This window comes from Umezawaea tangerina (genome assembly GCF_003002815.1).
In the GTDB taxonomy this organism is placed as follows: Bacteria; Actinomycetota; Actinomycetes; order Mycobacteriales; family Pseudonocardiaceae; genus Umezawaea; species Umezawaea tangerina.
The window spans coordinates 413,289-426,488 of the sequence record NZ_PVTF01000008.1 but is presented as its reverse complement, the minus strand read 5'-3'; the positions used below and the strand labels follow the sequence as shown (position 1 = coordinate 426,488).

Annotated in this window: 11 protein-coding genes and 1 pseudogene; 6 read left to right on the top strand and 6 right to left on the bottom strand. The window is 68.8% G+C overall.

All coding sequences use genetic code 11. The features are described 5' to 3' along the window. Window positions 1–49: 49 nt before the first annotated feature. Together CLV43_RS27425 and CLV43_RS27420 are read right to left on the bottom strand one after the other, a co-directional pair. On the bottom strand, window positions 50–499 hold the full coding sequence (locus tag CLV43_RS27425) for a hypothetical protein (RefSeq protein ID WP_106190348.1): 450 nt from the start codon (window positions 497–499) through the stop codon (window positions 50–52). Further along, window positions 499–912 carry a YbaB/EbfC family nucleoid-associated protein gene (locus tag CLV43_RS27420; RefSeq protein ID WP_106190346.1) on the bottom strand — a complete coding sequence of 138 codons (414 nt, stop codon included), beginning with the start codon at window positions 910–912 and terminating at the stop codon, window positions 499–501. Before CLV43_RS27420 ends, CLV43_RS27425 begins: the two co-directional genes overlap by 1 nt. A gap of 237 nt (window positions 913–1,149) precedes the next feature. Between CLV43_RS27420 and CLV43_RS27415 the strand changes: the two genes are divergently transcribed. The 3 genes from CLV43_RS27415 to CLV43_RS27405 all read left to right on the top strand — a co-directional run bounded on the left by CLV43_RS27415 (window position 1,150) and on the right by CLV43_RS27405 (window position 6,189). Next, entirely contained in the window at window positions 1,150–1,815 is a 666-nt protein-coding gene (locus tag CLV43_RS27415) for a helix-turn-helix transcriptional regulator (RefSeq protein WP_106190345.1), read from the top strand. A 481-nt stretch (window positions 1,816–2,296) separates the two neighbouring features. Continuing rightward, window positions 2,297–3,673, top strand: a complete 1,377-nt coding sequence (locus CLV43_RS27410; RefSeq protein WP_106190343.1) for an Hsp70 family protein — start codon at window positions 2,297–2,299, stop codon at window positions 3,671–3,673. 266 nt (window positions 3,674–3,939) lie between these two features. Further along, window positions 3,940–6,189 carry a helix-turn-helix domain-containing protein gene (locus CLV43_RS27405; RefSeq protein WP_106190342.1) on the top strand — a complete coding sequence of 750 codons (2,250 nt, stop codon included), beginning with the start codon at window positions 3,940–3,942 and terminating at the stop codon, window positions 6,187–6,189. 196 nt (window positions 6,190–6,385) lie between these two features. Here the strand turns inward: CLV43_RS27405 and CLV43_RS50130 are convergent, their stop codons facing one another. Both CLV43_RS50130 and CLV43_RS27400 read right to left on the bottom strand, forming a co-directional pair. After that, on the bottom strand, window positions 6,386–6,520 hold the full coding sequence (locus CLV43_RS50130) for a hypothetical protein (RefSeq protein ID WP_281262181.1): 135 nt from the start codon (window positions 6,518–6,520) through the stop codon (window positions 6,386–6,388). 84 nt (window positions 6,521–6,604) lie between these two features. Next, entirely contained in the window at window positions 6,605–7,345 is a 741-nt protein-coding gene (locus CLV43_RS27400) for an alpha/beta fold hydrolase (RefSeq protein WP_106190340.1), read from the bottom strand. Window positions 7,346–8,031: 686 nt separating this feature from the next. Between CLV43_RS27400 and CLV43_RS27390 the strand changes: the two genes are divergently transcribed. Further along, entirely contained in the window at window positions 8,032–9,456 is a 1,425-nt protein-coding gene (locus tag CLV43_RS27390) for a PI-PLC domain-containing protein (protein ID WP_245887037.1), read from the top strand. A 74-nt stretch (window positions 9,457–9,530) separates the two neighbouring features. After that, window positions 9,531–9,704: pseudogene (locus tag CLV43_RS48600) on the top strand (argininosuccinate synthase); the annotation flags it as partial. A gap of 283 nt (window positions 9,705–9,987) precedes the next feature. Here the strand turns inward: CLV43_RS48600 and CLV43_RS27380 are convergent. Continuing rightward, entirely contained in the window at window positions 9,988–10,989 is a 1,002-nt protein-coding gene (locus CLV43_RS27380) for a sensor histidine kinase (protein WP_106190335.1), read from the bottom strand. 86 nt (window positions 10,990–11,075) lie between these two features. After that, complete coding sequence (locus CLV43_RS27375; protein ID WP_106190638.1) at window positions 11,076–11,735, bottom strand: response regulator transcription factor; 660 nt, start codon at window positions 11,733–11,735, stop codon at window positions 11,076–11,078. Between the two features lie 130 nt (window positions 11,736–11,865). Here CLV43_RS27375 and CLV43_RS49465 point away from each other — a divergent pair, with 130 nt between their 5' ends. Beyond that, window positions 11,866–13,113, top strand: coding sequence for a glycosyltransferase 87 family protein (locus CLV43_RS49465; RefSeq protein WP_245887036.1), 1,248 nt, complete (start codon window positions 11,866–11,868; stop codon window positions 13,111–13,113). The last annotated feature ends 87 nt before the right edge of the window (window positions 13,114–13,200 follow it).

The following is a 13,200-nucleotide window of genomic DNA, read 5'->3' as shown; positions in this document are numbered from 1 at the left end:
GGAACCACCTCAGGCCCGGCTACCGCGAACACAGACTTCGACACACGCCCTAGGGCGGCGGGTCGTCGGAATCCACCGCGTGCTTCGCGATGGACACGGCGTTGTCCTCGGTCGCTTGGCAGTACTGCGCGAACTGCACGAGGCTTTCCACCAGTGAGCGCACGGCCTGGCCGAGGCAGCGCACGCCCTCCAGGAACGTGCTGGTGCCCTGCTCGTAGTCGCCGGAGAACTGGTTCCAGGTCTCGTCGGCCTGGCCGTCGACCAGCGGCGGACGGGGCAGGATCTTCTGCTGCCGGCTCGCGAAGCGGTCGATGTTGTCGCCCGCTCCCTCGAACTGGCCGGCGCTGCGGACGATCGCGCCGGTGTTGATCGAGATGTGCCCGGCACCGGGGCCGCGGTCGATCGGCCTGCTGCCGGGTGCCGACTTGGTCGGCACTTCGCCGCCGGATCCGGGGACGGAGCCCGGATTGCCGTTGAAGGAGCTCGTGACCATCGTCATCAATCCCTGATGTCCATGAGGTCGCGGGTGACGTCCCGCAGCTCCGGCTCGGGCGTGAGCAAGGACTGGAGGTCGACCTCGCCGGAGAAGAGCTTCTGCGCGTCCATGCCGGGTGGCAGGGTCGGCGCGACCACCTCCGCGGCCGCTCGACGAGCGAGTCGCTGGGCCTCCGCGAGCGTCTTGAGCAGCACACCCGCCAGCTCGGCGGGCGCCATGCGCCGGTAAGCCCCGGAGGGGAACTTGATGTCGGCGACCACGCCACCGTGGGTGACCGTCACGGTGACGGCGTGCCTGGGTGCGCTTGCCGTGCAGGAGATCTCCCGCAGCTTGCGCTGCGTCTCCCCGACCTCTGCGAGTTGTCGCCGGTACTGGCTCGTCAACTGGTGGAGCCGCTCCGAGTGGGGGTAGTCCATCTGCTCAGTAGAAGCACAGCCGATCGGCCGTTCAACGCGACCGGGCGCCGGTTACGTCTGCGGTCACACAACGTTGCCCGAACGCGCCATATTCGACCGCATCGGAGTCGGACACCGCTACGGCGCCCGCCCCGAGCACCACCGGGCGGCGAGGCGGGACCGGCAGGTTTGCCGATTCCCAAACCTGCCGCCCGGCAGCTCTGGTGACACCGCGTGCGAGGCGGTTCCCTGATAGGCATGACTACGAATGTCGCCCGGCTGGACAACCAGCGACGGCCCCTCACTGGACAGGCACGCCGGACGAGCATCCGGGTCGCCATCAACACCGTGGACGCTCTCATGGCCTCGGGACTGCACGCGATGCTCCGCACCACGCCGGGCATCACCATCGTCTCCGCCGAGCAGCAGCCCGAGGTCACCATCGCCGTGGCCGACGACTCCAGCCTGCTCGACCTGCTCAGCACCTTCACGACTTCCCGGCTCGTCCTCATCGCGGACGAGCTGCGGCAGGCCGAGCTGTGGACCGCCATCGAGCACGGCCTCGTCGTGCTGGTGCCCAGGGCGCAGGCCGCGACGCGGTCGCGCCTGCTGCAAGCCATCTCCGATGCCCGCGGGGGCCGCGGCGACCTGCCGCCCGAACTGCTCGGCGCCGTGCTGCGCGGTCTCAAGCAGCTGCACGAGACCACGCTGGGGCCGCGCGAGCTCACGCTGAGCGGGTTGTCGTTACGGGAGACCCAGATCGTCCGGCTGCTGGCCGACGGGCTGGACACCGCGGAGATAGCCGAACAGCTGATCTACTCGGAGCGCACCGTGAAGAACGTGCTGCACAACCTCCTGACCCGGCTCGACCTGCACAACCGCGCCCACGCGGTCGCGTACGCACTGCGCCACGGCTTGATCTGAGCGGAGCGAGCCACCGGTAGGGCAACCGAAACGTGGTGTTCCATGCGGCCACGACACCATCGCCGGACAACACGGCTCGTCCGCAGGAAAGCTCTTCGCCCGTTCCGGTGCCGCCCGTTCCCCTGGGGTCGGTACCGCACGGCGGGAACGTCGGTGACGCACCGTTCCCCCAGTGCCCGGCGCCCTCCTGGGCGCGAGAACCGCTACGTACCAGCGGTGTCCACACCCGTCCGTGAACCACCTCCGACGCGAGCACCACGGGACCACCCGAACCCGACGGCAGTCCGCACCACGTGCGTCGTTCGGCGGCCGCCTCATCACCGCGGCGAAGACCCGTGGACGCAGGACGGTCGGCTGTAGGCCGGACAGGTCCCAACATGCATTCTTCGTTGCCCCTTCACACACGGGCACCGACCGCACACGCCCGAGGGCCCTTCAATCAAGTGTCTTCCCACTGTCAGCGGCAGACCGGAGTTGCGTCATGACCTACAGCCTTGGAATCGACCTGGGGACCACCTGTACCGCCGCCGCGGTGTCGGACGGCACCGGCACCAGAATCGTCCGGCTCGGCCGCGAGGCAACGGTGTCGTCCGCGGTGTTCGTCGCCGAGAGCGGCGAGCTGATCACCGGTGACGCCGCCGAACGGGAGGCGGTCGGTCAGCCCCTGCGGGCGTCGCGAGCGCACAAGCGCAGGCTCGCCGACCCGAACTTGCTGCGGATCGCGGGATCCGTGCGGTCCCCCACGTCGTTGATGGCGGCCCAGTTGCGCGACGTCGTCGACACGGTGACACGGGCACAGGGACGGCCGCCCGGTGTCGTCGTGCTGACCTGTCCGGCGGTCTGGGGACCGTACCGCCGCGAGCACTTCATCCAGGTACCGAGGCTCGCGGGCCTCCGGAACGTGCGGGTGGTGACCGAACCCGAAGCCGCGGCGATGCACTACTCGGTCGAGCGACGGCTCGGTGACGGGGAGATCGTCGGGGTCTACGACCTCGGCGGCGGCACGTTCGACGCCACGATCCTGCGCGCACGCCCCAACGGCATGGAGATCCTCGGCACGCCTGAAGGTGTGGAACAGCTGGGCGGCCTGGACTTCGACGACGCGCTGCTCGCGTTCGTCGACGGACAGCTCGGCGGCGCGCTCAGCTCGATGGACACGCCGCTCGTCGACCACGCACGACTGCGCCACGCCGCACGCGAGGCGTGCCGACAGGCCAAGGAGGACCTCTCCACCAACGCGGAGACGGTCATCCGCGTCGAGTCGCCCGATGGCACCAGGCACGAGACCGCGATCAGCCGCGCGAAGTTCAACAGCCTGATCAAGTCCCACCTCGACCTGACGACCGAATCCTTGAAACGCGCCATCGGATCGGCAGGGCTGAACCCGGCCGACCTCACGGGAGTCCTGCTCGCGGGTGGTTCATCACGCATCCCGTTCGTCGAGCAGATCGTCTCCGACGCGTTCGGCAAACCGGTGCGCGTCGGCCTGCACCCCAAGCTGACCGTGGCGATGGGGGCGGCGGCGATCGCCCGCCTTGAGGCGAACCGTCCCGCCATCCCCGCGCGTCGGGTCGCTTCTCCCCCGCCGCTCGTGTCACTGGCGGCCACGCGCTCCCCCGTGTCGTCGCGGTCGCGAACTGCGGTCGCCGAGGTGCGCGCTCCGCTGTCGTTCCCGACGCCGATCACGTCCGCACGTGGTCGTGGCCCTGCCAAGCGCACCATTCCCAGCCCCGCGCCCGCGACGTGGTCCCGATCTCCGCTCAACCGGACGGGTGTGCTGGCGGCCGCGGCGCTGGCGGCCGGAGTCATGCTGCTCGTCGGTGTGCTCATCGCTGTGATGGTGCTGAACGGAAGTTGACCCGACGACAGGAACGCGGACACCATGCCTGTGGGCGGAACGTCCGCGGACAGCGTGAACACGGACTTCCCGAGCGGGAACACCGGTGTCGCACCATCGTCCGGCACGATCCGGTCGGCGACGGCCCGGACCGCCATCCGCGCGTGGACGCGACCGTGGTGACCTCACCCAAGTCGAGGCCATGTGAGACCCAGCGCGTGCGTCGACCAGCGCACCACGGCGGGCGCACCTTGCGCTGATCGACCCCCGCTTGTTGAATCAGTTGCATGTCCGAGCCGCAGGATGCACTCCCCGCGTTCGGCAGGGCGTTGTTGCGGCACCGACAGGTGGCGAAGCTGTCACAGGCAGATCTCGCGCGCGCCTCCGGACTGAGCGTGCGCACGCTGCGGGACCTCGAACACGGCCGGGCACAAGCCCCCAAACAGCAGTCCGCGTACCTCCTCGCCGACGCGCTCGGACTCACCGCCGATGAGCGCCGGTCGTTCCTGGCGGTCGCGCGGGAAGGCCGTCGCAGGTCGCCCCAGACCGTCGCCCCCTCACTGCTGCACGTGCTCCCGCTGGTTCCCGACCTGGTCGGGCGCGAGGAGGAGTTCGCGTGGCTGCGCGGAGAGGCGATGGCGGGTGGGGTGGTCGCGATCGTCGGGCCCCCCGGCGTCGGCAAGACGACGCTGGCCGTCTCCGCTCTGCACCGGTTGGCCCCGCACTTCCCCGACGGCTGCGTCGCGCTCGACCTGCGCGGTGTCGACGAACAGCCGGTGACCGCGCTCGCGGCCCTCGAACGGCTGCTGACCGCGTTGAACGTGCCCCGCTCGCAGATGCCCTCCGGCGTCGAGGAGTTGTCGTCCCTGCTCCGAGAACTCCTGCGGAACCGGCAAACGCTGGTGCTGCTGGACAACGTCGCCGACGAGGCGCAGTTGCGCCCGCTGGTCGGCACAGGATCGAGCGGGCTCACGATGGTCACGTCCCGGCGCGCGCTCACCGAACTGGCGCAGGTCCGTTCGCTTCCGCTGGAACCACTGCCCGCGGTCGACGCCCTCGCGATGTTCGCGGGGATCGCGGGTGAGCAGGTCGTGCACAGCGAACCCGAGGCGTCCGTCCAACTGGTGGCGTTGTGCGGCAACCTCCCACTGGCGGTGCGCATCGTGGGCAACCGGCTTGCCACCCGCAGGCACTGGACAGTTGCCTACCTGGTCGCGCAGCTGCGCGATGACCGCTCACGGCTCACGACGCTGTCCGCGGGCGACCGGCAGGTGCGCGCGGCGTTCGACGTGTCCTACCGGAGGCTGTCGCCCGACGCACGACGGCTGTTCCGCAGGCTCGCCCTGGTGCCGGGACCGAGCTTCGACGAGGGGCTCGCGAAGGTGGCGGGTGGAATGCCCGGTGAGGCGGCCCCGGTACTCGACGAACTGGCCGAGGCGTCGCTGTTGCAGCACGCGGCCGCCGCTGAGCGGCTCCAGTTCCACGACCTGATCAGGGTCTTCGCCGGTGAGCAACTGGCGACCGAGGAGGACCCGGCTACTCGTGACCGACTGCGGGACGGACTGCTCGGCCACCTGATCGAGCGGGCCACCTCCGCCGCACGACTGTTCTTCCCCAGCGTGCAGGACGTGCCGCAGGACAGCGCGTTCCCGTCGAGGGAAGCCGCCGCGGACTGGTTGTCACGGGAGAACGCGAACTGGGTGGCGGCGCAGCGCGTGGCAGCCCGCCTGGGATGGCACCGCCAGGTGATCGAACTGGCCAAGGCCATGCCCTACTACGGCGACAGCAGGGCACATGTCCACCCGTGGCACGAGATCCTCGGAACCGCGCTCGACGCCGCCAGGGCGGTGGGCGACCGGCAGGACGAGCTGACCTTGCTCAACCTCTTCGGCTGGGCGCAGTACATCTGCCTCAACGACAACGAGGCCGGGCTCGCGACCTACCTGGAAGCACTGGCGCTCGCGGAACAGCTGGGTGACCGGCGCGAGCGCCTGAACGCCCAACGGCGCATACCCTCGATCCTGCTGCGGCTCGGCCAGTTCGACGAGGCGCTGGCGCACGCCGAGGCCGCGGCGGAGGTCTCGATGGAGTTCGGCTTCTACGACGTCCAGGGGCCGACCCGCGTCGGGCTCGGCGTCGCGCTGCGGCAAGCGGGCAAACCCGAGGAGGCGCTGGCGGTGTTCCGCGCGCTGCTCGCCGAGATGGACGACCACCGCGGCGAGATCAACCCCGAAGCCGAACGCTGGGTGCGCATGATCAAGTTGCGCGGCGCCGGTCGGTGCCTGTCCGCGTTGGGGCGATGGCAGGAAGCCGCGAACACGCACCACGAGGCCTGTTCGCTCGCCGAGGCGAACCGCAACGACTACCAGATGGCCGAGGAAATGCTGCACGAAGGCGTCGCGTGGCGCGAGGCCGGTGAGCACGAACGCGCGAGGAGGTGCTTGGAGCTGGCTTTCAACACCTTCGACGAGACGCTCCACGGCGCTGACCGGGAACGCGTCGAGGCCGAACTGGCCCAGCTGCCGCCTCCGGCCTGACGATGCCCGTCACGCGTCGCCGCGACACCGTAGCCCCAGGGAGTTGCCGTGGAACTGCGGTACGGCGAATCGGTGCCGCGTACGACCCGGTCAAACTCATCCCGATCGTCCGCTACGGCGAACAGCCGACGCTGGGCCGTCCGCTGACCGACGTCCGCGGGCGCGCCGTGCTGGACGTCGCTGGTGGCACGGGGTTCTACGCCATCAAGACCATGATCGTCACCGACAAGGTCGGCGGGATGTTGTTCTGCGGCGCCACCACATCCGGCTCGACCGCGAACATCACCCAAGCCCGCCAATCCGGACTGGTCACGTTCCTCAAGAACACCATGGGTGTGCGGATCCTGGCCGACGCCGGCTATCAAGGGCTCGGTACCCACACAGCAGGGCAGGTGGTCGCCCGTGGCCCCGCACGTCAAGCGACGACCGAATTCCAGAACCTCTCCAGCACCCGTGCGGTCTTGGGCCGCTCGAGCATCCACCAATGCCCCAATCCGTCCAAGCTCTGGGTACGGGCGGCGAGCCGGGCGGCCATGTAGTCCGCCATCGCCCGGTCGTCGAACGCGTCGAGAGACGGCTGAAGAACAAGCCCCGGCATGCGGGTGGGCATGGACAGAGCGGCCCCCCAGTAGGCGTGGACATTCGGGGTCGCCGAGCGGTACAGGTCGTGAGCACACCGCACCGACGTGGCAGTCAAGCCCTTGCACAGCGTGTCGACATGCCCAGAGGGAGCCCCCGCAGCGGCGAACTGCAGGGCGAGGTAGCCCTTGTCACGCTCAAGAGAGGAGTCCGACCGGTCTCGGCCAGCATCTCCCGCCTGCCACCACCTGGCGGCGTCGGGCCACGCGTACTCGGGGTGCAGGGCGCCAATCTGATCAGCAGTCCAACTGCGCGCCGCAGCGGGGTGCAGAGTGACCGCCCGCACGACGAGCAGCGCGCCCCAACCGTGCCCCACCAAGTCGACCGGCTTGCCCAAGCCACGGAGTTCTCGTACCAACCAGTCGACGTAGTCGTCCATCGACGCACCGAACCCATCCGGGCGCGGCACACCAAATCCCGGTAGTTCCCAGGCGATCGAGTCGGTGAACAGATGTGATCTGACGTCGTCCCAGAGTCTCGCGGTCTCGAACACCCCGTGGACGAATACGACGGTCATGCGGCGAAGCTATCGGAAACCCACCGCCCGGCATGTCCCCCTGGCGTGGACAGATCACATGACTCTCACGGGGCAAAAAGTCTCGAAAGGGACAAAACGAGAAGTACGGAGCCGCAATCGATCAGCCACTTCACTTGCGCTCTTCGGGCGCGCGGCCGAGGACGGATGGCGCCGAGCAGCGGTACGACGTGACGACCTCACCGTCCTTGACGCACCACACCCCGTCCAACCGCGGCATCAACTCGCTACCAGGCAACCAAGAGCGCTTCCTGGCCACGATGAACGCGTGACCGAAGACCTCAGCTACCCACCACGACACCCGATGAACCCATACCGGACCCGCGTATGTGATCATCTCGGGACCGGCGCATGTGACCACCCTTACCTGCGGTTTCGCGCCGTTAGGCGCAGTTGGGCGCAGTTCGGAAGAGCGCAACTATGTCAACGTAGATCCCAAAGAGCCCTGACCAGCGGAAACAGAGGCACCGCAGGTCGTTATGGTGCCATAGCCGAACCAAGCCGCGGCCGCCGCCGCGAGAGATCTCATTGCTGTCACCCTCGCTCGAGAGACATCGGATCCATCGGCGGCACTTCGAAGAGCAGAACCCCGATAGAGAAGATTCATAGTGCCACCCAGCTAGCCTTGCCTCGCAGGAGATCCACCCGTGCCGAGGTGAGGATTCAGCGTGACCAGAACGAGTTCCCGCGCGTACGCAGTGGTCGGTGTGGCGACGGTCGTGGCCGCGCTGCTGACCGGCGGCACGGCGGCGGCCGACGTCCCGTTCGCGTCCGCGACCTTCCGGTCGACGCACAACAGCTACTCGGGCAACGTCGACGGCGCCAAGAACTCCGTGACCTACCAACTCGACCACGGCGTCCGCTTCCTCGAGTTGGACGTCCACGACAACGGCTACGGGACGTCACACGACTACGCGATCGGGCACGACTCCCCTGGCGACCTGGTCGACCACGCGAACAACCCGGCGTCGAACAACCTGCATGACTGGCTGGCGGTGGTCAACACCTGGTCGGACGGTCACCCGTCGCACGCGCCGATCGTGGTCATGCTCGACCTGAAGGACGACCTGACCGACAACCCGTCGTTCGCGGCGGGCAACATGACCGCGCTCAACCAGGAGCTGACCGAGGCGTTCGGGTCGAACCTGGTGCAGGCCATGGACTACCCCGCCGAATTGCCGTCGGTCGACGCACTGCGCGGCCGGGTGCTGACGTTGCTCTCCGGCGACAGCGGGAGCCGCGCCGAGTACCGCCGCGACCTCGGCTACAACCCGGCGGTGGCGATCAACGGGCGCGGCCAGGTCGTCGAGGTGCACGACTCCGGAGCGGGCGCGCTCTGGTACTGGACCGGCGCCTACGGCGCGGACGGCCGCGTCACGTGGCTGCGCCACGGCCGGTACGACAGCGGCAAGACGCCTGCGATCGCCCTCAACGACAACGGCTGGCTCGTCGAGGTCCACCAGTCGGAGAACGAGACCAGCCTCTGGTCCCGCATCGGCAGGCTGGGTGCGGACGGCGAGATTACCTGGTCAGCGAGCAAGAAGTACGACTCCGGTGTGCTCCCGACAGTCGCCTTCACCGACCTGGCGGGCACGGCGCTCCGCGAGATCCACCGCAGCCAGGGCAGCACCCAGAACTGGGAGTGGCACGGCGCGCTGGACACCGGTGCCTCGACGGTGACCTGGGGCGGGAACGCGAAGACCTCCGATGTCCGCTACGACAAGGCGAACACCGTACGTGGCAGTTCCCGCGTGTCGGTATGGACCGGCGCGGACGGACCGACCCCCGCTCAGACTCTGCGGTACTCCACTGACAGGCTGGCGTCGGACCGGATCCGCTACCGGCCAACGGCTTTCGCCGAGTACCAGGAGGGCGACAGCGCAGAACTCCAGCAGGGAGCGCTGTTCTACGCGGCACCGGCGACAAGCGCCTCGTTCATCACCTCGGCGCGCCAAGCCGGGCGCGTCGTGCGCGGCTGGGACTTCGATTCCGCCGCTCGCGCCACGAACCCGCTGGCGAACTACCCAGCGACGAACCACCCGTGGGACGCCTGGTACCAGTCGCTGCTGACCCAGGCAGGAGCGGTCCAGTAGGTCACGAGCCTGCCGACCACCGACTCAAGTCCGGTTTGGCCAGCACCTTCGCGGCCAGGCACAGGGTATGCCCGTACCACCCCGACAAGCCGCAGGTGGAGCGGACCGAGGACTCGGCGTTCAGCCCAGTCGACCGTATCGGGCAGCTGACCATGTGCAACCTGGACATCGCCGACTCCCGCGCCAAGCTGGAGCTGTACGCCAGGTCCAGTATCGTCGACAGCAGGCACTCGGTGCTCATCAGCGCCGCGCGGGTCACGGCGTTGGTACGCTCCCAGCCGGTACTGCCGATGATGCCGGACTGCCCGAGCGACGCACCCACGACTACGTCCGCAATGGCATCACCAGCCTGTTCGCCGCGTTCGACACCGCCGACGGCACCGTGATCGGCGAGCTGCACCGCCGGGACGCGGAGTTCCGCAAGTTCCTGATCACGGTCGACAAGACCGTGCCCGCCGGGTTGGACGTACATGCGGAGGAGATCGTGGAGTCACTGGCACGCTTTTGCAGGCGAATCCCTGGCGCGCGACACTAGCTCGCCGGCAGGCCGATCTCGACGTGCAAGCCACCGTCCTGGCCGGGGCGGGCGTCGACTGTGCCGTGGTGTGCGGCGGTGATGGATCGCACGATGGACAGGCCGAGGCCTGCGCCCTCCCGTTGTGACGTCCGGTCCGCGACGAGCCTGCGGAACGGTTCGAACAGCGGGGCGACCTGGTGGGCGAGGATTTCCCTGCCGGTGTTGTGCACGGTGACCCCGTTGGAGGTCACGGCCACCTCGACCCAGCCACCGGTGCGGTTGTACTTGATCGCGTTGTGCACCAGGTTGCCGAGCATTCGCTCCAGCAGCAACGGGTCGCCCGGCACGATGCTTTCCTGCAGGGCCCGGCGCAGTGAGACCTCGTGCCGCGCGGCCAGATCCGTGTAGCGGTCCAGCACGGAGTCGGCGAGCTCATCCATGCGAACCGGGATCGCACCGGAAACGCCCCGATCGCTTTCCGCGAGCACCAGCAGGCCCTCGATCAACGCCTCGCTGCTTTCGTTGACCAGCAGCAGTTCCCGGCCGAGCCGGTCCACAGCGGGGTTGTCCTCCTCGGTCACCATCGTCACCTCCACCAGCGCCCGCTGCACGGCGAGCGGCGTGCGCAACTCGTGGGAGGCGTTGGCGGCGAACCGCCGCTGGCCTTCGTAGCTGAGCGCCACGCGGTCGAGCATGTCGTTGATGGTGAGGGTGAGGTCGGTCAGCTGGTCGGGCGCGCCTGCCGTCGGAACGCGTTGGCCCAGGTTCTGCGGCCCGGTGGAGCGAAGGACGCTCTGCATTGTCTTGAGCGGGCGCAAGACGACTTCGTTGACGACCGTGCGGATCAGCTGGTGGAGCACCACCAGCGCGATCAGCAGCGCGATCACGAGCCCCACCGTACCGAGCACCGCCCAGAACGCGCGCCTGTTCATCAGCGACTCGTCCCACCGGTCCCAGCCGTCCCACCACCACCGCAGGTCCGCGAACCGGTCACCGAGCCAGCCGCCCAGGCTCATCACCGGGTGGAACAGCGCGACTCCCAGAGCGAAGCTGCCGAGGACGAGCGTGGCGACCCGGCCCGCCAGCGACGCGGGCTCGCTGATCAGCTGTCGAAGCGATAGCCGGCGCCGGCGACGGTGTGGATCAGCGGTGGGCTGCCCAGCTTGCGCCGCAACGTCATCACCGCCACCCGGACGGCGTTCGTGAACGGGTCGGCGTGCTCGTCCCATGCCTTCTCCAGCAGTTGCTCGGTGGTGACGACCGCGCCCTCGGCCCGCATCAGCACGCCGAGGACCGCGAATTCCTTCGGCGCCAGCTTGAGCGGACGGCCGTCCCGGCTGGCGAAGCGCCGCGCGGTGTCGAGCTGCACCCCCGCCTGGTCGAGCACGGGTGGCAGCGCGGGCCGCACCCGACGGCCCAGCGCGCCGATCCGCGCCACGAGTTCGGCGAACGCGAACGGCTTGGTCAGGTAGTCGTCGGCGCCGATGCCCAGCCCCTCCACCCGGTCCCGGATGGACGCGGCGGCCGTCAGCATCAGAACCCGGCTGTCGCGCTGTCCGCTCATGATCCGACGGCACACCTCGTCGCCGTGCACCTCCGGAAGATCGCGGTCGAGCACGACCACGTCGTAGTCGTGGACCAACGCCTTCTCCAGCGCCGCATCGCCGTCGTAGCAGACGTCGACCGACATCCCCAGATGCCGAAGTCCGTGCGCGACGGTGTCCGCCAGCTTGCGCTCGTCCTCGGCGACCAGAACCCGCATCTCCACCTCCGTCCGCACTGTCTACCCGCGCAAGGATAAGCGCGACATAAGAAATCGTCTTATCGGGTGCGTAATGCGCGGCAAGTACCTCTTCCTCTGCCAAATACGGCAGAAAAGAGGATTCCACGAAATGACGCACCTTCTCCGCTGGGCCCGGCATCCCGCGGTGTTCGCCGCGCTGCTCGCGTTCGACCTCGCGCTGGTCGTGTCGACCGTGTTCACGTTCCACCCGGAGGCGGGCAACCGCTACCTGCTCGACCTCGACGTGTACCGGACCGGGGCGCGGGTCTGGCTGGACGGCGGCGACCTGTACGCCGACCTCCCGCTCCTGGCCGGGTTCACCCTGCCGTTCACCTACCCGCCGTTCGCGGCCGCTGTGCTCGCACCGCTGACGCTGCCGCCGTTGTGGGTGGCCAACACGCTGCTCACGGTGGTGTCCGCGGTCGTGATGGCCGGGTCGACCATGCTGGTGGCGCGGGCGCTCGGCGCGCCGCGGCGGTACTGGTCCGTGCTCGCCGTCGCCACGGTCCCGTTCACGCTGGTGTTCGAGCCGATGCGCAGCAACGTGGCGGCGGGTCAGATCAATCCGCTCCTGCTGCTGCTCGTCGTCGTGGACTGCCTGGTGCTCACCCCGTCGCGGTACCGCGGCGCGTTGGTCGGCATCGCCGCGGCAGTGAAGCTCACCCCCGCCGCGTTCATCCTGTTCTTCCTGCTCAAGCGCGATCGACGAGCGGCTCTGAACGCTGTGCTGTCGTTCGTCGCGTGTTCGGGCATCGGTTTCCTCTGCGCGCCCGTGGATTCGTGGCGGTTCTGGACGGAAGTGCTGTACCAGACCAATCGGGTCGGCGGCCCGGTGTTCACGGCGAACCAGTCCATCACCGGCGTGCTCGCCCGGTTCGACGTGCCGCCATTGCTGCACACCGGCCTGTGGCTGGGACTGGGCGCGGTGGTCGTCGGGCTTGCCGTGGTCGGCATCGGCAAGGCGTTGGCCGAAGGTCAGACCACCCTCGCACTGGCGTTGACCGCCCTCGTCCCCCTGCTGTGCTCACCCATCTCGTGGTCGCACCACTGGGTGTGGGCTGTTCCCTTGGTGCTGGCGTTGGGGGTGGCGGGCTGGCGGGCACGTCCGCCGCTGGTGCTGGCCATCAGCGGGATGACGCTGTTCACGTTGGGCGCGCACTGGTGGTTCCCGGCCACCGGCGACGTGGAACGCACCTGGCCGCTGTGGCAGCAACTGGTGGGCAGCGGCTACACCTACTGGGGCTTCGCGGTGCTGGGCTGCGCCGCGGCCGGTCTGCTGGTGCCGAAGCCTCACGTGCATGCGACGCACCCTGCCGTGCCACTGGCGGCGGTGCGAGAAAGCCGTCACACACCATGATATCCGCACGGGAACTCGACCTACCTGTTTCACAATGCCGTTTTCCGGCGGTCCCGGTCACTTCCACTTCGGGCTGATGTGCGGTAG

Excerpts from the sequence above, each read along its gene's own strand:
- CLV43_RS27415 (WP_106190345.1), top strand. The coding sequence starts at position 1,150 with ATGACTACGAATGTCGCCCGGCTGGACAACCAGCGACGGCCCCTCACT.
- CLV43_RS27410 (WP_106190343.1), top strand. The coding sequence starts at position 2,297 with ATGACCTACAGCCTTGGAATCGACCTGGGGACCACCTGTACCGCCGCC.
- CLV43_RS49465 (WP_245887036.1), top strand. The coding sequence starts at position 11,866 with ATGACGCACCTTCTCCGCTGGGCCCGGCATCCCGCGGTGTTCGCCGCG.
- CLV43_RS27400 (WP_106190340.1), bottom strand. The coding sequence starts at position 7,345 with ATGACCGTCGTATTCGTCCACGGGGTGTTCGAGACCGCGAGACTCTGG.
- CLV43_RS50130 (WP_281262181.1), bottom strand. The coding sequence starts at position 6,520 with ATGGTGTTCTTGAGGAACGTGACCAGTCCGGATTGGCGGGCTTGGGTG.
- CLV43_RS27420 (WP_106190346.1), bottom strand. The coding sequence starts at position 912 with ATGGACTACCCCCACTCGGAGCGGCTCCACCAGTTGACGAGCCAGTAC.
- CLV43_RS27405 (WP_106190342.1), top strand. The coding sequence starts at position 3,940 with ATGTCCGAGCCGCAGGATGCACTCCCCGCGTTCGGCAGGGCGTTGTTG.
- CLV43_RS27380 (WP_106190335.1), bottom strand. The coding sequence starts at position 10,989 with ATGAGCCTGGGCGGCTGGCTCGGTGACCGGTTCGCGGACCTGCGGTGG.
- CLV43_RS27375 (WP_106190638.1), bottom strand. The coding sequence starts at position 11,735 with ATGCGGGTTCTGGTCGCCGAGGACGAGCGCAAGCTGGCGGACACCGTC.
- CLV43_RS27425 (WP_106190348.1), bottom strand. The coding sequence starts at position 499 with ATGACGATGGTCACGAGCTCCTTCAACGGCAATCCGGGCTCCGTCCCC.